The 17767-nt window shown below is 63.7% G+C and carries 13 protein-coding genes; 12 read left to right on the forward strand and 1 reads right to left on the reverse strand.

Features of this window, described 5'->3' with window-relative positions; translation table 11 throughout:
* Positions 1-4 precede the first annotated feature (4 nt).
* From nirD to GE253_RS18905, 4 genes are all read left to right on the forward strand, one after another.
* The gene (gene nirD / locus GE253_RS18890) at positions 5-328 is read left to right on the forward strand and encodes a nitrite reductase small subunit NirD (protein ID WP_153205706.1); all 324 of its coding nucleotides are present in this window, start codon (positions 5-7) and stop codon (positions 326-328) included.
* Between the two features lie 287 nt (positions 329-615).
* The gene (locus tag GE253_RS18895) at positions 616-3264 is read left to right on the forward strand and encodes a nitrate reductase (protein ID WP_153205707.1); all 2649 of its coding nucleotides are present in this window, start codon (positions 616-618) and stop codon (positions 3262-3264) included.
* Complete coding sequence (gene cysG, locus GE253_RS18900) at positions 3239-4801, forward strand: siroheme synthase CysG (RefSeq protein ID WP_153205708.1); 1563 nt, start codon at positions 3239-3241, stop codon at positions 4799-4801. Before GE253_RS18895 ends, cysG begins: the two co-directional genes overlap by 26 nt.
* Positions 4802-4834: 33 nt before the next feature.
* Positions 4835-5401 (forward strand): nuclear transport factor 2 family protein, encoded by a 567-nt coding sequence (locus GE253_RS18905; protein WP_211101517.1) that lies wholly within the window; start codon positions 4835-4837, stop codon positions 5399-5401.
* A gap of 173 nt (positions 5402-5574) precedes the next feature.
* On the opposite strand, the gene GE253_RS18910 is transcribed toward GE253_RS18905, so the two are convergent.
* Positions 5575-6063, reverse strand: coding sequence for a MarR family winged helix-turn-helix transcriptional regulator (locus tag GE253_RS18910; RefSeq protein ID WP_153205709.1), 489 nt, complete (start codon positions 6061-6063; stop codon positions 5575-5577).
* 260 nt (positions 6064-6323) lie between these two features.
* Here GE253_RS18910 and ectA point away from each other — a divergent pair, with 260 nt between their 5' ends.
* The 8 genes from ectA to GE253_RS18955 form a co-directional block, all read left to right on the forward strand.
* Positions 6324-6875, forward strand: coding sequence for a diaminobutyrate acetyltransferase (gene ectA, locus GE253_RS18915; RefSeq protein ID WP_153205710.1), 552 nt, complete (start codon positions 6324-6326; stop codon positions 6873-6875).
* A gap of 41 nt (positions 6876-6916) precedes the next feature.
* Positions 6917-8221, forward strand: coding sequence for a diaminobutyrate--2-oxoglutarate transaminase (ectB, locus tag GE253_RS18920; protein ID WP_211101518.1), 1305 nt, complete (start codon positions 6917-6919; stop codon positions 8219-8221).
* 18 nt (positions 8222-8239) lie between these two features.
* Positions 8240-8629 carry an ectoine synthase gene (locus tag GE253_RS18925; protein WP_153205712.1) on the forward strand — a complete coding sequence of 130 codons (390 nt, stop codon included), beginning with the start codon at positions 8240-8242 and terminating at the stop codon, positions 8627-8629.
* Complete coding sequence (thpD, locus tag GE253_RS18930) at positions 8589-9596, forward strand: ectoine hydroxylase (protein WP_247878748.1); 1008 nt, start codon at positions 8589-8591, stop codon at positions 9594-9596. Before GE253_RS18925 ends, thpD begins: the two co-directional genes overlap by 41 nt.
* Positions 9596-11038 carry an aspartate kinase gene (locus GE253_RS18935; protein WP_153205713.1) on the forward strand — a complete coding sequence of 481 codons (1443 nt, stop codon included), beginning with the start codon at positions 9596-9598 and terminating at the stop codon, positions 11036-11038. Before thpD ends, GE253_RS18935 begins: the two co-directional genes overlap by 1 nt.
* Positions 11039-11056: 18 nt before the next feature.
* Positions 11057-12481 carry a sodium/proline symporter gene (locus GE253_RS18940; RefSeq protein WP_153205714.1) on the forward strand — a complete coding sequence of 475 codons (1425 nt, stop codon included), beginning with the start codon at positions 11057-11059 and terminating at the stop codon, positions 12479-12481.
* Positions 12478-13707: an MFS transporter gene (locus GE253_RS18945; protein WP_153205715.1), complete on the forward strand. Its 1230-nt coding sequence runs from the start codon at positions 12478-12480 to the stop codon at positions 13705-13707. The genes GE253_RS18940 and GE253_RS18945 overlap by 4 nt, the downstream gene beginning before the upstream one ends.
* 911 nt (positions 13708-14618) lie before the next feature.
* Positions 14619-17767 (forward strand): DUF4347 domain-containing protein (locus GE253_RS18955; protein WP_173012727.1); only part of this gene is annotated, 3149 nt, incomplete at its 3' end.

The following is a 17767-nucleotide window of genomic DNA, read 5'->3' on the forward strand; positions in this document are numbered from 1 at the left end:
CATCATGCACCGTCCGCTTGATTGGAAAGATATCGGCCAGCTCTGCGACATTCCGGTGCAGGGCGCGCGACGGGTGGAACACCCGGCTGGCCGCATCGCCGTGTTTCGCACCATCGATGATCAGGTCTTCGCGCTGCGCGATGAATGCCCGCACAAGAAGGGGCCCTTGTCGGAAGGCATTGTCCACGGCCACGCCGTGACCTGCCCGCTGCATAATTGGGTGATCGACCTTGCGACGGGGGAGGCGACCGGCCCGGATGAGGGCTGCACCGGCCATATCCCGGTGCGGGTGGAGGGCGAGCGGGTGTTGCTGGGGTTGGCGGGATAGGGGGGGGGGCTTTCCGTAGCGACAACCTCTTTCCCATTTATTCGCTTTGCTCGTTATCTCAGCTCTCGCCTCAGACGCGAATTTAAGCAGGCTTCCCTTTTCGTCATCATCTACCGTCACCCCGGCGAAGGCCGGGGTCCAGTTCGTAGAGCATGGTGCTTGTGAGCCAGGACCCCGGCCTTCGCCGGGGTGACGGTGGAGAGACGGGAGTGGAGTGAACGGCTTTTGACTGAGTGCCGGGAAAACGAGGCACAAGTGTCCCCTTCCCCCCAACCCGGAGCCCCCCCATGTCCAACCCCGAAATCCGCACCACCTGTCCTTATTGCGGCGTTGGCTGTGGCGTGATCGTCAGTGCCACGCGCGATGGCTGGGCTGTGGGTGGTGATCCCGACCATCCCGCCAACAAGGGCCGGCTCTGCTCCAAGGGGGCGGCCCTTATTGATACCGTCGCGGCGGAAGCCAAAGGCGATGTGCGCCTGACCCAGCCGATGGTGGATGGCAAGCCCGCCCCCTGGGATAGCGCCATCCACGCCGTGGCCGACCGGCTGTCCGCCACCCTGGCCGAACATGGCCCCGACGCCATTGCCTTTTACGTCTCGGGCCAGTTGCTGACAGAGGATTATTATGTCGCCAACAAGCTGATCAAAGGCTTCATCGGCAGCCCGCATATCGACACAAATTCCCGGCTTTGTATGGCCTCTACCGTCGCCGGGCATAAACGCGCCTTCGGGGCCGATGTGGTGCCGGGTTGTTATGAGGATCTGGAACTGGCCGATCTGGTGGTGCTGGTCGGCTCCAACCTCGCCTGGTGCCATCCGGTGCTGGCCCAGCGGCTGCGCGCGGCGCGTCAGCAGCGCGGCACCCGCGTGGTGTTGATCGATCCGCGTGGCACCGCCAGTTCTGACTTAGCCGACCTGCATCTGGCTCTCAAACCCGGCAGCGATGTCGCTTTGTTCAACGGCCTGCTGGCCCATCTGGAACAGGCCGGTGCCATCGACCGGGATTATGCGCTGCGCCATGTACAGGGGCTGGAGGCAGCGCTGGAAGCAGCCCGTGCAGATGCCGCCGATGTGGCGGAGACCTGCGGACTGGACCCGGATGATCTGGCGCGTTTCTATGACTGGTTCACGGCCACGCCGCGCACCGTCACTGTGTTCAGCCAGGGGGTCAACCAGTCCTCACGCGGGACGGACAAGGTGAATGCCATCCTGAATGTGCATCTGGCCACGGGCCGGGTGGGCAAGCCGGGTTCCAGCCCCTTCTCCGTCACCGGCCAGCCCAACGCCATGGGCGGGCGGGAGGTGGGGGGGCTGGCCAACCAGTTGGCCGCCCATATGAACCCTGATGACCCGCTGGATGTGGAACGGCTGCGTCGGTTCTGGAAGGCACCGGCTTTGAAGGGCGGCCAGGGGCTGAAGGCGGTGGACATGTTCCGCGCCATCCGCGACGGGCGGATCAAGGCGCTGTGGATCATGGCCACCAACCCCGCCGTCAGCCTGCCGGAATCCGATCTGGTAAGGGAGGCACTGGCCTTGTGCCCCACGGTCATTGTCTCCGATATCGTCCATGATACCGACAGCCTGCGCCACGCCCATATCCGCCTGCCGGCCTTGGGGTGGGGGGAGAAGGACGGCACCGTCACCAATTCCGAACGCCGCATTTCCCGCCAGCGCACTTTCCGGGCTGGACCGGGGGCGGCGAAACCGGATTGGTGGATCATGACCCAGGTGGCCCAGGCCATGGGCTTCGGTGCGGCCTTTCCCTATCGCGCCGCGGTGGAGGTTTTCCGCGAACATGCCGCCCTGTCGGATTTTGAAAATGATGGGTTGCGTGCCTTTGATATCGGCGCCATGGCGCGGGTACGCGACGGCGAGTACCAGCAGCTGGCCCCCTTCCAATGGCCGCTGCCGGCGGGAGCCAAGCGGGGGACCGACCGGCTTTATGGCGACGGGCGGTTCAGCCATGCCAATGGCAAGGCCCGCATGGTGGCGGTGCGCCAGCAGGCCCCGGTGGAACGCGCCTCTCTGCGCTTCCCCTTGATTGCCAATACCGGGCGTTACCGCGATCAGTGGCACACCATGACCCGCACGGGGCTGGTCGCCCGCCTGTCGGCGCACCGGCCTGAACCGCTGCTGGAGATCAACCCCCTGGATGCGCTGGCGGCCGATCTGATGGAGGGCGATATTGCCCGCGTCACCAGCCTGCAGGGCGCCGTGCTGATGCGGGTTGCCGTCACGGAGGCGCAAGCCCAAGGCCAGATCTTCCTGCCCATGCACTGGAACGATAGTTACGCCAGCCATGGCGGGATCGGGCGGCTGTTCGCCGGCCATGTCGACCCCATTTCCGGCCAGCCGGAAAGCAAGCATGTGTCGGTGCGGGTGGAACGGCTGATCACCCAATGGCAGGCCCTGCTGATGACCAGCCGTGCCCTGGACCTGTCCAACTTTCCCTATTGGGTGCGCCGGGATGCCGGCCCGTGCCAGCATTACCGGCTGGCCGGCGACACCCTGCCGGTGCTGGCAGAGCTGGCCGATTGTGAGCAGTTGGAGTTCACCGATCCGGCCCGCTTTCTGGTCCGCCGGGCCTGGCTGGATCAGGGGCGGCTGGTGGCCTGCCTGTTCGCCGCGCCGGACCTGCCCAGCCTTGCCACCGACTGGCTGACCGGCCTGTTCACCCAGCCAGCCCTGTTACCGATGGATCGCGCCCGGCTGCTGGCCGGACGGCCGCCGGAGGCCGATGCCTGTGCCGCGAAAGGCGCGCTGATCTGCGCCTGCAATAATGTTGGCCGCCATGCCATCGACGCCGCCATCCGCAGCGGGAACGCCTGCTCGGCAGCCGATATCGGCCGTCTGACCGGTGCCGGCACTGGCTGCGGTTCCTGCCTGCCCGAGATCAAGGAGATTTTGCGCCATGTCGCACCTGTCGCCGCTGCCTGACCGGGCCGACCCCATGCCCGGCTTCCCGATCTTCCTGGACCTGCGCGGACGGGCTGTGCTGCTGGCTGGCGGTGGTGCCACTGCCGCCAGCAAGGCGCGGCTGCTGATCCGTGCCGGCGCCGATATCCTGCTGGTGGCGGACACTCTATCGCCTGAGATGGTGGAGTTGGTGGAGCAAGGTGCCATTTCCCGGATCGAACGGCAGTTCCGGCCCTGTCTGCTGGATGGTGCTACTCTCGCCTTCGATGGGGCCGGCGATGCTGAGCTGACGGATCGCCTCCGCGCCGCCGCCTTTTCCCGCAATGTGTTGGTGAATGTCATCGACGTGCCGGACCAGTGCGATTTCACTGTTCCGGCCATTCTGGACCGGTCGCCGATCATCGTCGCAATTTCCACCGGTGGTGGCGCGCCGGCATTGGCGCGGAATATCCGGCAGCGGCTGGAACTGGCCATTCCCGCCTCTTACGCCGGTATCGCCCGCGCTGCGGCGCGGTGTCGCCAGCAGGTGCGGGCAGCCCTGGCGGGGTTCCGCGAGCGGCAGCGCTTTTGGGACCAGATTTTCACCGATGACAGGCTGATGGCCCTGTCGGAGGCCGAGGCGGTGACGGCCATCGCGGCAGCGCTGCAAAGGACCGGTGATGGAATGGCTGCCGGATCGGTCACCCTGGTCGGTGCCGGCCCCGGCGATCCCGGCCTGCTGACCGTAAAGGCGGTGCAGGCCATCGCCACCGCCGATGTCATCCTGCATGATGCGCTGGTGCCCGACAATATCCTGGCGCTGGCCCGCCGGGAGACGCGGCTGATCTCCGTCGGCAAGCGGGCTGGCTGCCGGTCGGTGCCGCAGGAATTCACCAACCGGCTGATGGTGAGTGAGGCAAGGCGTGGCCTGCGTGTTGTGCGCCTGAAAGGGGGCGATCCGTTTATCTTCGGCCGGGCAGGGGAGGAGGCGGGGTTCCTGCGCGAACAGGGTGTGGCGGTGGAGATCATTCCCGGCATCACCGCTGCCATGGGGGCGGCGGCGCAGCTGGGCATCCCCCTTACCCATCGCGGTGTCGCCCGATCGTTGCGCATCGTCACCGCCCATTGCCGGACGGAAGCGGAAACCGCCCTGATCGACTGGACCAGCCTGGCCGATCCATCGACTACCCTGGCGCTCTACATGGGCCGGGACCGGATATCGACCATCGCCGAAAACCTGATCGGGGCCGGGCTTCCTGCCCAGACGCCGGCGGCGCTTGTGGCCAACGCAACGCGGCCGGACATGCAGGTACAGTTCGCCCCCCTTATGGCCCTGGCACGCGGTGCCGTATTGATTGACGGCACCGCCCCCTCTCTCATCCTGATTGGCAATGCCGTGGCGGAAGCGCCGGGATGGGCAGCGGTTGACCCCTGCTGTGTCGCCATGACGACCCGCAGCTCTATGGAATGTCGAAAGCATGAATGGTGCCGGATAGGGGGGAGGTTGGCCGAAACCGCCGATAAAACGGCCGAAGATGAAATGGACAGGCCAGCTTACGGCCGTCACAGTTGCCCGTAATTGTGCCATTATTGCTTGTGCAAGGAGGAAACTGTGATCGGGTCCATCATCACGGCTTGGAAATCGGCCGGTCGCCGGGATGTCGCCGCACTGTCAGCGGTTGATGGAGAGGAACAGGGCCTGACGCGGTCAAACTTCCTGCGCGCCGTGACTGCGGGGGTTCTGTCGGCTGGGGTCGTTGCAAGCGCTGGGCGGGCACTGGCCGCCCGTTCGTCAGCCATCGCCCCGGTAGCTGACCTGGATAAGCTATACGATGTCTGGCAGGCGCGTTTCAATGCGGCCGATCTTGACGGTCTAGTGGATCTCTACGTGTCCGACGTCACCTATGTTAATCCCGACGGTAAAGAGATGGTTGGGCAAGCCCGCGTGCGGGAAGATTTCCAGGGCCTGCTGGCCTTGAAGCCGCAGATTGTGCTGCGTGACCGCCGGCATCTGGTTTACCGGGATACCGCCCTGACAACCAACCACTGGACCTTGACGATGAAGGGTGAGAATGGGACCAGCCAGGAACTGACGGGCGGGGGGATTGAAGTCATGCGCAAGCAGGCGGATGGGGGCTGGCGCTATATCATCGATGATGCTTCCCGTTCAGCCACCTGATTTCCAGCGGCGATGTGAACATGCCCTGGAAAAGTGGAGAGTCAATTTCTCGTTGACGAGTTCAGATTTCAGATTGCCTTCCCGGCGAAGAAGGCTTCTGCATGGGTGACGGAGACTGATGCCAATCTCCCTTGATCGTGACCGATCCAGGGAGATTGGCATGATTGCCAAGCTCACGATGGCAACCTGTCGATCGGCCCGCCTGTATCGATTAAAGGGGCGGCGTCTATCTTTGTCGCGTCCAGCAGAGCGCTCAGCCGCTCCAGCATGGCAACGATCATGGCTTGCTCCCAATCCGGCAGATGCTGGAAACGACCGGAAAACAGATCCTGGAGCATGTCCGGTGCCTTGGCCAGGATTTCCCGTCCCTTGGCCGTGATCCCCACCCAGATCTGCCGCCGGTCCTGGTCACCGCGCCGCCGTTCGACCAGATCAAGCACCTCCAGCCGGTCAACCAGATTGGTGACCGTGGCTTGGCTGAACTGCACGGCCGATGCCAGAGTGCTGGGCGTGGCCTGCCCCCGCCTTGCCACTTCCTGTAACAGCAGCAATTGCGAGGGCGTCAGACCGGTGGCCGTCACCAATTGCCGCTCCGCCTGATCCGCCGCGCGCATGATGCGGCGGATGGCCCGCAGGGCCGCCTCTGTACGGGGTTCAGTCATGCTCGCTAATCACTTCGTGATCCGTAGGAATGCGCCTGCTTTACCGGGTGCTGCGCGGACCAGCAAGGGCGAATATATTTCAATATATAAAGAAATTTTCCAACCAATCACACAGCGGTTCTGTCCGTGATTACGCGTGATATGCGCAAAATGGTTGACTCTTGGGCAGGTTTCGTCAAAATTGGCACCGATCCAGTCGAGATGCGACCCATCAGTCACGTCAAATTAATTCGAAAGATAAAATATCAAGGGGGTGAAGAATGGCTCTGCCAGCCCACCAACCCGCCGCCACAGGCTTTCCCCAGGGGCATGTGGCTTTCTCCTTACGCAAACCACAGGCGGCCGATGGTGCCGTTATCCATCGGTTGATTGCGGCCTGCCCGCCGTTGGACGTCAACTCGCTCTACTGCAACCTTTTGCAGGCCAGCCATTTCGCCGATTGCTGCATCCTGGCCGAGGAGACGGGGCAGGTTGTCGGCTGGGTTTCAGGCTATCGCCTGCCGGCTGATCCCCGCACCCTGTTCGTCTGGCAAGTCGCGGTCGACCCCGCTGTCCGTGGCCGGGGGCTTGGCCGTCATATGCTGACGGCCTTGCTGGCCCGTCCCGACCTGGGTGACATCACAACCATCACCACCACGATCACCCCCTCCAACCGGGCCAGTTGGGCGCTGTTCCAGGGCTTCGCCGACAGCCTGGGGGCCCCATTGCGCCACGACGCGCATTTTGATCGCGACTGCCACCTCGCCGGCACGCAGGAGAGTGAGCGTCTGGTCACCATTGGCCCGCTGCCCGCCATGCGCGCTGTTGCCTGACCGGGCCCTGTGCCCGCCAACAACAAATGGAAACAATCATCATGATGCCGACACCGACGGCGACCCCGCCCGATGTCACCACCTTCGAACGCCTGGAATCACAGGTCCGCAGCTATTCCCGCGCCATGCCCCGCCTGTTTAACCGGGCCCAGGGCGTATGGATGGAGGATGTGCAGGGCGGGCGCTATCTGGACCTGCTGTCCGGCTGTTCCAGCCTGAATTACGGCCACAACCACCCAGTGCTGAAGCAGGCCCTGCTGGACTATATCACTGCCGACGGAGTCGCCCACAGCCTTGACCTGCACACCGCGGCCAAGCAAGCGTTCCTGAACGAACTGGAGCGCACGATCCTGGCTCCGCGCGGCCTGTCCTATCGCGCCATGTTCACCGGCCCCACCGGCACCAATGCGGTGGAGGCTGCCTTGAAACTGGCGCGTAAGGTGACAGGGCGTCAGCATGTTATCGCCTTCACCAACGGCTTCCATGGCATGACCCTGGGCTCCCTTGCCTGCACGGGCAATGCCGGCAAGCGCGACGGGGCCGGCGTGCCATTGAACCATGTCAGCCATGAACCGTTCGACGGCTATTACGGTCCCGACATTGATACGGCCGACCTGCTGGACCAGCGCCTGTCCGACCCGTCCAGCGGGCTGGACCAGCCCGCCGCTATCCTGGTGGAGGCGGTACAGGGCGAAGGCGGCCTTAACGTCGCCTCCGCCGATTGGCTGCGCAAAATCGCCGACATTGCCAAGCGTCATGGTGCCCTGCTGATCCTGGACGAAATCCAGGCCGGGTGCGGGCGCACGGGTGGTTTCTTCAGCTTTGAAGAAGCGGGGATCACGCCCGATATCGTTACCCTGGCAAAGTCGCTGTCCGGCATGGGTTTGCCCTTTGCGTTGGCCCTGCTGCGGCCGGAGCTGGACCAGTGGCGCCCCGGTGAACATAACGGCACCTTCCGCGGCAATTGCCATGCCTTCGTCACCGCCGCCGCCGCCCTGCGCCACTTCTGGCGGGATGATGTTTTTGAGCGGACGGTACGTCAGCGGGGCGATCAACTGAGCCGTCGCCTGCACGCGATTGCCGCCTCCTATGGCGATCATATACGGGTCAAGGGCCGAGGCATGATGCTGGGCATTGATGTCGGGTCGGGTGAGATCGCAACGCGTATCACGGCTGCCGCCTTCGCCCGCGGCGTCATCATCGAAACCAGCGGCGCGCATGACGAGGTGGTGAAGGTGCTGGCACCCCTGACCATCACTGAAGCCGAGCTGTCGCAGGGCCTGGATATCCTGGAACAATGCGTCGCATTGGCCGTAACGCCCCGCTACAGCGCCGCCGCCGAATAACGAGTGAGGATTGTCAACATGATCGTTCGCACCCTAGCGGACGCCCGCGCGTCCGACCGTAATGTCGCGGCCCCCGGCTGGGAGAGTGCCCGTCTGCTGTTGAAGGATGACGGCATGGGCTTCTCCTTCCACATCACCACCATCCATGCCGGGGCCGAATTGCCCATGCATTACAAGAACCATCAGGAATCGGTCTATTGCATCAGCGGCGAGGGCAGCATTGAGGATCTGGCCACGGGACAGGTCCATGATATCCGGCCGGGCACGATGTATGCGCTGAACCTGAACGACCGGCACATCCTGCGCGGCCATACCGAAATGGTCATGGCCTGCGTCTTCAACCCGCCAGTGACCGGCCGTGAAGTGCATGACGAGACCGGTGCCTATCCGGCGGACAGGGCGGCGTGACGATTATGCGTCGCCACCAAAGCCTGGAAATCCATTGCGAGACCATCTCATGACCGATCACTACCCTTCCCGCTGCGCCGACCAGGCGCAGCTGCTGCCGCGCCTCGACCCCGTGCTGCACGGCCCTTGGCATCCGCAATCCCCACTCTCCCAGGCTCAGGCCAGTTTCTTTGAAGAAAACGGCTATCTCGTCCTGGAAAATCTGTTCGAGGCCGAAGAGATCGACACCCTTCGTGCCGAGGCGGCCGGTCTTCTGGGCCATCCCCAAGGGCTGAAGCCGGACACCATCATCACCGAACCCGGCGGCACCGAGGTGCGGTCGATCTTCGAGATCCACCGTCAGAACGCCATGATGGCCTGGCTGGCCGCCGATGCGCGACTGTCGGAGGTGGCGCGGTTCCTGTTGGCGGACGAGGTCTATATCCACCAGTCACGCCTGAACTACAAACCCGGATTCCAGGGGCGGGAGTTCTACTGGCATTCCGATTTCGAAACATGGCACGTGGAAGACGGGATGCCCCGTATGCGGGCCCTGTCCATGTCGGTCCTGCTGGCCCGCAACACCCCGCATAACGGGCCGCTGATGCTGATCCCCGGATCGCACCGGGAATTTCTGACGTGCGTGGGAGAAACGCCGGAGAACCATTACAAATCTTCGCTGAAGAAGCAGGAATATGGCGTCCCGGACGAGGACAGCCTGGCCGATCTGGTCAACCGCCACGGCATCGTCGCCCCCACGGGCGAACCGGGGACGGTGATCATCTTCGATTGCAACATCATGCACGGGTCGAACGGCAATATCACGCCTCTCCCCAGGGCCAATGCCTTTCTGGTCTACAACGCGCTTTCCAACCGGCTGCAAGAGCCGTTCGGCCCGGTGAACCCTCGCCCGGACTTCATCGCCGCGCGGCGCGACATCGCCGCCATTCGCCCGATGCCGGGGCCCCTGACGCGGAGTGCCGCGTGATGACGGGTCACACGATCGAAAAGATCGGCGGCACCTCCATCGCCGCCACGCAGACCGTGTTGGACAATGTGCTGATCGCCGGCCGGCAGGGGCCGGCGCTGTATGGCCGCGCCTTCGTCGTTTCCGCCTATGCCGGTATCACTGACCTGTTGCTGGAACACAAGAAGACGGGCGAACCCGGCGTCTATGCGGCGTTCATCAAGGATGCCAACGGGGATAACTGGACCCGTGCCCTGGATCGGGTGGCCGCTGCCATGGTGGCGCACAACGCCGCCATTTTCGCCGAAGACGGCGACAGCCGGCGCATGGCCGACGCCTTCGTGGCAGAGCGTATCGACGGTGTGCACCAATGCCTGGCCGACCTGCACCGGCTGCGCTCCCACGGGCATTTCCGCCTGGCCGAACCGCTCGCGGCCGCACGGGAGATGCTGGCCGGGTTGGGCGAGGCGCACAGCGCCCACAATACCGCGCTGCTGCTGCGCGACAACGGCGTCAATGCGCGGATGGTTGACCTGACCGGTTGGCGCGACACGGCCCGGCCCGACCTGGACCGGCGCATCGCCGACGGCATGGCCGGTATCGACCTGTCGGACACGCTGCCCATCATCACCGGCTATGCCCAGTGCCAGGGTGGCATGGTGGCCCGTTACGACCGGGGCTATTCGGAGATGACCTTTTCACGCATCGCCGTACTGACCGATGCCGCCGAAGCCATCATCCACAAGGAATTCCATCTGTCGAGCGCCGACCCCAAACTGGTGGGTCCGGGAAATGCCCGCAAGATCGGCCGCACCAACTATGACGTTGCCGATCAGCTGGCCAATTTAGGGATGGAAGCCATCCATCCCCGGGCCGGACGTGGATTGCGGCAGGCCGGCATCCGGCTGCGGGTGAAGAACACCTTCGATCCGGCCGATGACGGCACCTTGATCTGTGGCGATTACATCTCCGATTGCCCAAGAGTGGAGATTGTCACCGGTCTGCGCAACGGCACGGCGCTGGAATTCTTCGAGCAGGACATGGTGGGGGAGAAGGGCTACGACGCCGCCATTCTGGAAGCACTGACCCGCCATCGCGCCTGGATCATCGCCAAATCCAGCAATGCCAATACCATCACCCATTATCTGCGTGCCGACGGCAGCGCCGTCCAGAAGGCGGTTGACGAGCTGGAGGCCCGGTTTCCGACCGCCGGTCTGGCCACCCACGCTATTTCTATTGTCGCCATCATCGGCAGCGATCTGAACCGTCCGGGCCTGCTGGCCGATGCCCTGGCCGCACTGGCCGGGGCCGGCGTAACGGTGATGGGCATCCAGCATCAGATCCGCAATGTCGATGTCCAATTCATCGTGCCCCGGTCGGATTTCGACCGCGCCGTGCAGGCCCTGCATGGCGGGCTGGTTGGAATGGACGGGATGCGTGCGATGGCCGCGATCGCCGCCTGACCTTTTAAGGGGTTTCCCATGATCACCGCCAGTTTCGTGGCCTTCCTGCTGTTCTTCCTGGGCATCGGGCTGGTGTCCGTTTTCCGGGCGCGCCGAACCCGACAGGATTATTACCTGGCCAGCAACAGCGTGGCGCCCTGGCTGGTCGGTCTGTCGGCGGTGGCGACGAACAATTCCGGTTACATGTTCATTGGCGTCATCGGCTACACCTACACGGTTGGTCTGTCATCGGTCTGGCTGATGTTGGGTTGGATCGCCGGCGACCTGCTGGCCTCGCTGTTCATCCATGGCCGGCTGCGCGAGGCCACGGCCCGCACGGGCGAAGCCTCCTTCGGGTCTGTCCTGGCGGGATGGCAGGGCGGTGACATGCGGCTGTGGCGGCGGATAGCCGCCATCATCACCGTGATCTTCCTGGGGGCTTATGCAGCCGCCCAGATCGCGGCGGGTGGCAAGGCCCTGCACGGTGTGCTGGACTGGTCGCCGACCCTAGGCGCCTGGATCGTCGCCGCCATGATCCTGGCCTATTGCCTGGCCGGCGGTATCCGCGCCAGCATCTGGACCGACGCGGCGCAGAGCAGCGTCATGCTGCTGGCCATGGGCCTGCTGTTTCTGGTCGCCGTGGATGGGCGGGGCGGCTGGGACGCCAGCATTGCGCAGATGGGTACCATCGACGGGTTCCTGTCCCTGACCCCGCCTGACTTGCTGCTGCCCGGCCTGTCCGGTCTGTTGCTGTTCATCGTCGGCTGGATGTTCGCGGGTGTCAGCGTCATCGGACAGCCGCACGTCATGGTGCGGTTCATGGCGCTGGACCGGCCAGAGGGCATGGCGCGGGCCCGCGTCTGGTATTATTCCTTCTTCACCCTGTTTTATCTGCTGGCCACCGGTGTCGGTATGTTGTCGCGGCTATACCTGCCGGGTCTAGCCGAACTTGACCCGGAAATGGCCCTGCCGACCATGGCGCTGGAATTGTTGCCGCCGGTACTGGTGGGGGTGGTGCTGGCTGGCATCTTCGCCGCCACCATGTCCACGGCCGACAGCCTGGTCCTGGCCTGTTCGGCTGCCATCACCCATGATCTGGTGCCCGAACGGCTGGAAGCGCCCTGGGCGTTGAAGCTGGCGACGGCGGGGGTCACCGGCTTCGCCCTTCTGATCGCGCTGGCCGGCGCGCAAAGTGTCTTCAGCCTGGTCATCCTGTCATGGTCGACCCTGGCTGTGGCCTTCGGCCCCATGCTGATCCTGCTGGCGCTGGGCCGGGACGTGCCGCAACGCACGGCCATCGCCATGATGCTGGCCGGCGTCGCTGTGGCCTTGGGCTGGCGGCTGCTGGGCTGGCAGAATGATGTCTATGAAGGGATGCCGGGCATGTTGGTCGGGCTGGCATTGGGTTACGTCCTTTCTTCTCCATTACGGGGCGGCACCATGACGGCGCCCATCGCACGATGACCGGCTGGCGTCCCGTCCGGTCGCTGCTGACCGCCATCTTCCTGGCCATGGCTGGCAGCGGCTTCCTGGCCACACTGATCGCCCTGCGCCTGCAAGAGGCTGGAGCATCGCCCGTCACCATTGGCTGGATGGGGACGGCCTATTTCATCGGGCTGGGCTTGGGCTCGCTGCTGGCCTTCACATTGATCGGGCGCGTGGGACATATCCGGGCTTTTGCCACCTTCGTGTCCCTGTTCTCCGCCTCGATGCTGACCTACGCGCTTTATCAACATCCCATATTCTGGGCGGGCCTTCGGTTGCTGGACGGTCTGTGCATGGCCGGCACCTTCGTCTGCCTGGAAAGCTGGCTGAACGACCGCACTCCAGCGACGGGGCGGGGCGGCGTGCTCGCCACCTATATGATCGCGCTTTATGTCGGTCAGGCGGTGGGACAACCGATCCTGATGCTGGCCACGTCGCAGCCGCTTTTGCCACTGGTCGCCGGATCTTTGCTGATGTCGCTGGCGGTACTGCCCATCGCACTGACCCGGATGTCGGCGCCGCCCGTGCCGGAAGGCGGGGCCATGGGGTTGGGCGCCTTATATGCCGCTTCACCGCTGGGGGTAGCCGGCGCGCTGGCGACCGGGGTCATGCTGGGTGCGTTCTATGCCCTGGGCGGGTTGTTCACGGCGGGCATCGGCATGGATCTGTCGCAGACATCCCGGTTCATGGGCATCGCCATCCTGGGCGGGGTGGTGCTGCAATGGCCGCTCGGCCTGCTGTCCGACCGGTTCGATCGCCGCCGGGTGATCATCGGCACGCTGGGGGCTGCCATGGCGCTGGCACTCCTGATCATCCTGGCTGCCTTGGCACTGCCCGCCCTGCTGCTGCCGGTGATCGGGCTGTTCGGCGGCGTGGCTTTCGCGCTCTACCCGCTGTTCGTCGCCCATGCCAATGACCGCCTGAGCGATGGCGCACGCGTCGGGGCCACGGGTGGCCTGGTCCTGGTCTATGCCGGCGGTGCCATCCTGGGACCGCTCAGCGGTGCCGTGACCATGGCGGCCCTGGGGCCCACCGGCCTGTTTGCCTTGATCGCGCTGGTCGCCGCCGCGACGCTGGCCTTCGCCCTGCTGCGCACCCGCCGGACCGCACCGGTCCCGGCCGAACAGCAGATGCCCTACCAGATCCTGCCCCGCACCACTCCTGCCGCCGCCATGGTGCTGGATCGGCCCCCGGACGCGGGATAGGGCCATTCACCAGCGCGCGCACTTGCCGACCCGTTATAGCCTTCCGCGTGGGCCGACAATCGTCGATGCCCTTCAAACCTGCTGCCGCATACTGGTGATTTGAAGTTCATATCAGGGTTCATGTCCCACGACCCTTGGAGGCCAGCGACTGCCGGCCTGTGGGTGCCATGCCGCGCTACCCCTTCCAGAAACAAACCCGCAGATGTCGCAACGCGATCCTGCGTGAACACAGGACGGATATACTCCTTCACTGAACGCAGCGATACCGACCACACACCAAGCGTATCCTCAAGCGAACCTCACCTCCCATGGTCCTCCGAGTCATGGTCACCTATTGATGTCGAGCTTCATAAAATGTGCAAATGTAATACCGGATCGGCGTGCTTCTGCGCGGCTGTATTCAATCTATATTTGCGCCAAGTATTATGTTCGATCTGAATTTATCATAGTTTGCAAGATAATATTTTGATATTAGAAAATGTATAAAATTTACGCTGATAAATAATATACACATTAATATTTTAAAAATATTGTACTATTTCCGCTATGAAAATGAGTGAGTCGTTAATTCGTTAACGAATTCTAAATTTATTCTGAACGTGCGTGCGCTTTGGTGTGGGGGTTGTGGCATGGGATACGTAAATTCTAGTATCACAGGCTGATCGGACGGTGGAATATTCCAAGGTGATGCTGTACGAAGATTATCCAGGCGATCATGGATTGATCCGGCATCTGCGGGCGCAGAGGGAACATCCGGCCGGATACAGGGTGGCAACGACGCGTCCTGGGGTTTGGGGTCTTGGGGTGCAGACGGAAAGGTTGGGGCGATGAACAAGCAGGTCATTTTCGGTGCCGTTAATTGGATGTTCGCAGACCAAGGGGGGAAGGCGGGCGCATCGGACGCTTTGCTCATGGCCCCCGCCGCACTGCAAGCGGCCGATCCGGCATTGGAAGCTGGCCGGAAAGAAGTCGTGTTCATCCTGTCCAACATTGCCGACTGGCAGACGCTGGCCGCCGGCGTATCGCCGGGGGCGGAACTGGTGGTGCTTGACGCCAGCCACGACGGGCTCGCCCAGATGGCCGATTGGGCCCAAACCCATTCCGGCTATGATGCCATTCATATCGTCAGCCACGGCAGTGAAGGCGCACTGCAACTCGGCAGCTTTACGCTGACCGGCGCGGAACTGGCCGACCGTCAGGCCGACCTGACCGCGATCGGCTATGCGCTGACCGTCGATGGTGACATTCTACTCTATGGCTGCAACGTGGCGGCTGGCCACGGGCATGAATTTCTCGACGCGCTTGCCGATATCACCGGTGCCAACATCGCGGCGTCGCGGACGCTGACGGGTGCTGCGGAACTGGGCGGCGACTGGGATCTTGGTTGGACGCGCGGCGCCGTCCATGCCGAGCCCTTGCGGATCGGCGCTTATGGTGGCGTGCTGATGGCCGCACCCGCCTATACCTCCGCGGTCGGTTACATCGGCGAATCGACCTTCACCATCACCTTCGATTCGCCGCTCGATACCAGCAGTACACCCGCGCTGGCCCGCTTCGGGTCGTCCGTCGATGTCAACGGTACAGGGGTTACGGTCACTGCTGCGGCCATCTCCGGCAGCACTGTGACGCTCACGATCCAGGCATCGCTTCTGGCTGGCGATATCATTGATTTTACCTACGCCGACCCCCCTGGTGACGACGCCAGTGGGGTCTTGCAGAGCGCCTCTGGCGGCTTGGACGTCGCCAGTTTTTCGCACTCCATTGTCGTGGCGATCGGCCGCCCGGCACCCGTCTTGCAAAGTGCCGCGGTGGACGGCACGACGCTGGTGCTGACCTATGACGGCCCGCTCCATGCCACCAATATTCCGGCGACGGGTGCTTTTGCCGTCTCAGCCGGCGGAAATCCGGTTTCCGTCACGAATGTCGTTGTCGACAGCACCAACAAGACGGTTACGCTGACACTGGCTCAGGCGGCCCTGCCCGGGCAGACGGTCACCGTCTCCTACACCGATCCGACTGCCGGCGACGACGTCAATGCCATCCAGGGCGCGACAGGGGACGACGCCGCGAGTTTCTCCAATCAGTCGGTCACCAACAACACGGTCAGCAGTAACGCCGCCCCGACGTTGGACCTGAACGGTGCCGGCACGGGTACGGGCAACACGGTGGCACTGGTGACCAGCGGTGTTACCCTGGCGGATGCCACCGCCACTGCTGCCGATGCGGAGGGTAATTGGGATGCCGGCACGCTGACCGTGCGGCGTGTGACCGGTGGCGCCGCCGATGGCAGCGTCAATGACGTCTTCTCGTTCGGTAGCGGGGTCTCCGCTACCGGTTCCATCGCAAGGGGAGCGGATTCCAACGGCACGCTGTCGATCGCGTCGACTCAGTTCGCCACCTGGGCCTATACCAGCGCCAGCGGCACCCTGGTGGTCACCTTCGGCACAGGTACCACATCGGCCCAGGTGCAGACTCTGGTCCAAAATATCGGCTATGCCAACGCCACCCCCTATGGCGACGCTACCATCCGTTTCTCGCTGGCTGATGCGGCAGCAGCATCAACCACCGCCGACGTGTCGGTGACCAGCTCCAGCATTTATGTGGATGCCACTGCGGACGCTTCCAACGGGAATGCCGTCGATGGCTTCTCCCTGCGGGAGGCGTTGGTCCGCGGCGCGGCACAGAGCGGCGGTGACAGCATTTACCTGGACAATATCGCTTCCGGTACGACCCTGACGCTGAGCGGTAGCACGGCCACGATTGGCGATGGCGACGCACTCCAGATATCTGCCGGCGCCAAGACGCTGACCATTGCCGGGACCGGCGGCGGCGGCATCGTGCTGGCCGGTTCTGCGGTCATTAGTGACCTCAACAACCAGTCAATTACCGTCAGCGCCCCGATCTCCGGTACTGGTTCGCTGACCAAGGCGTCCGATGGCGCGCTGACCCTGTCGGGTATCAACACCTACACTGGCGGCACCACGCTCAACGGCGGCACCTTGACCCTGAGTGGCGGCAGCGCGCTGGCCGACAGCGGTGCTGTGAACGTTACGGGCGGCACTTTGGTGCTGGGTGCCAGTGAGACCATTGGCACGCTGGATAGCAGCGGCGGCACCCTGACGCTGGCCGGCAATACGCTGACCGTGTCGGGGGTGACGTTGGACGCCGGCGCCATGGTGCGCAGCAGCAACGATACCGGCCTGCTGACCACCAGCAACGCCACCGGCACGGCCATCACCGGCACCAGCAGCGACGACAGCATCACCGGTTTCACCGGCAGCGACACCCTCACCGGCGGCGACGGTAACGACACCCTCACCGGCGGCGACGGCAATGCCACAGCCGATACGCTGGTCGGTGGCAATGGTGACGACGTCTTTGTCTATACCTCCAGCGCTTTACTGACGGACGGGGGCAACAGCTTCATCGACAGTATCGATGGTGGTGCCGGCACCGACACGCTGCTGTTCACCCCCACCGCCGTCTTCACCTTCGGGTCGAGCCTGGACTGGTCCAGCCGGATCAGTGGCATTGAGCGGGTCGCCTTTGGCGCCACCTCCTCCACCATCAACATGACGTTGAACGCCAACGCCTATGCCGAGGGGTTGCGGGTCATCGATCTGTCGGGTGACACCAATGCCACCGGTACCGGCAATGTCATTCTCAACCGCATCACCGGCGGTGGGATGACGGTCATTGGCAGCGCCGGCACGGACAGCATTGTCGGTGGCAGCGGTGGTGACAGCCTTAGCGGCGGGGCCGGCAATGATACCGTCAACGGTGGCCTTGGAAATGACACAATCAGCGCTGGTGCTGGCACCGACAGCATCACAGGCGGCGTCGGCAACGATCTGTTCGTCGGCAGTGTGTCCGACCTGAATGGCGACACGATTACCGATCTGGCGGCGGGCGACGCTATCCAACTGAGCGGCATCAGCGGGCTGACCGCCGCCAATATCCGTGTGACCGGTACTGGTGCCAACGCAAAGGTCGAAATTGATACCGACGCGACCGACTTCGGTTACGTCGAAGTGACGCTTAACGCTGCCAATCTTGCCAA

This window comes from Niveispirillum sp. SYP-B3756 (assembly GCF_009495745.1).
In the GTDB taxonomy this organism is placed as follows: Bacteria; Pseudomonadota; Alphaproteobacteria; order Azospirillales; family Azospirillaceae; genus Niveispirillum.

Bases quoted from the DNA above. Each gene is read 5' to 3' on its own strand.
- nirD (WP_153205706.1), top strand. From the start codon at position 5: ATGCACCGTCCGCTTGATTGGAAAGATATCGGCCAGCTCTGCGACATT.
- GE253_RS18895 (WP_153205707.1), top strand. From the start codon at position 616: ATGTCCAACCCCGAAATCCGCACCACCTGTCCTTATTGCGGCGTTGGC.
- cysG (WP_153205708.1), top strand. From the start codon at position 3,239: ATGTCGCACCTGTCGCCGCTGCCTGACCGGGCCGACCCCATGCCCGGC.
- GE253_RS18910 (WP_153205709.1), bottom strand. From the start codon at position 6,063: ATGACTGAACCCCGTACAGAGGCGGCCCTGCGGGCCATCCGCCGCATC.
- ectA (WP_153205710.1), top strand. From the start codon at position 6,324: ATGGCTCTGCCAGCCCACCAACCCGCCGCCACAGGCTTTCCCCAGGGG.
- ectB (WP_211101518.1), top strand. From the start codon at position 6,917: ATGATGCCGACACCGACGGCGACCCCGCCCGATGTCACCACCTTCGAA.
- GE253_RS18925 (WP_153205712.1), top strand. From the start codon at position 8,240: ATGATCGTTCGCACCCTAGCGGACGCCCGCGCGTCCGACCGTAATGTC.
- thpD (WP_247878748.1), top strand. From the start codon at position 8,589: ATGACGAGACCGGTGCCTATCCGGCGGACAGGGCGGCGTGACGATTAT.
- GE253_RS18935 (WP_153205713.1), top strand. From the start codon at position 9,596: ATGACGGGTCACACGATCGAAAAGATCGGCGGCACCTCCATCGCCGCC.
- GE253_RS18940 (WP_153205714.1), top strand. From the start codon at position 11,057: ATGATCACCGCCAGTTTCGTGGCCTTCCTGCTGTTCTTCCTGGGCATC.
- GE253_RS18945 (WP_153205715.1), top strand. From the start codon at position 12,478: ATGACCGGCTGGCGTCCCGTCCGGTCGCTGCTGACCGCCATCTTCCTG.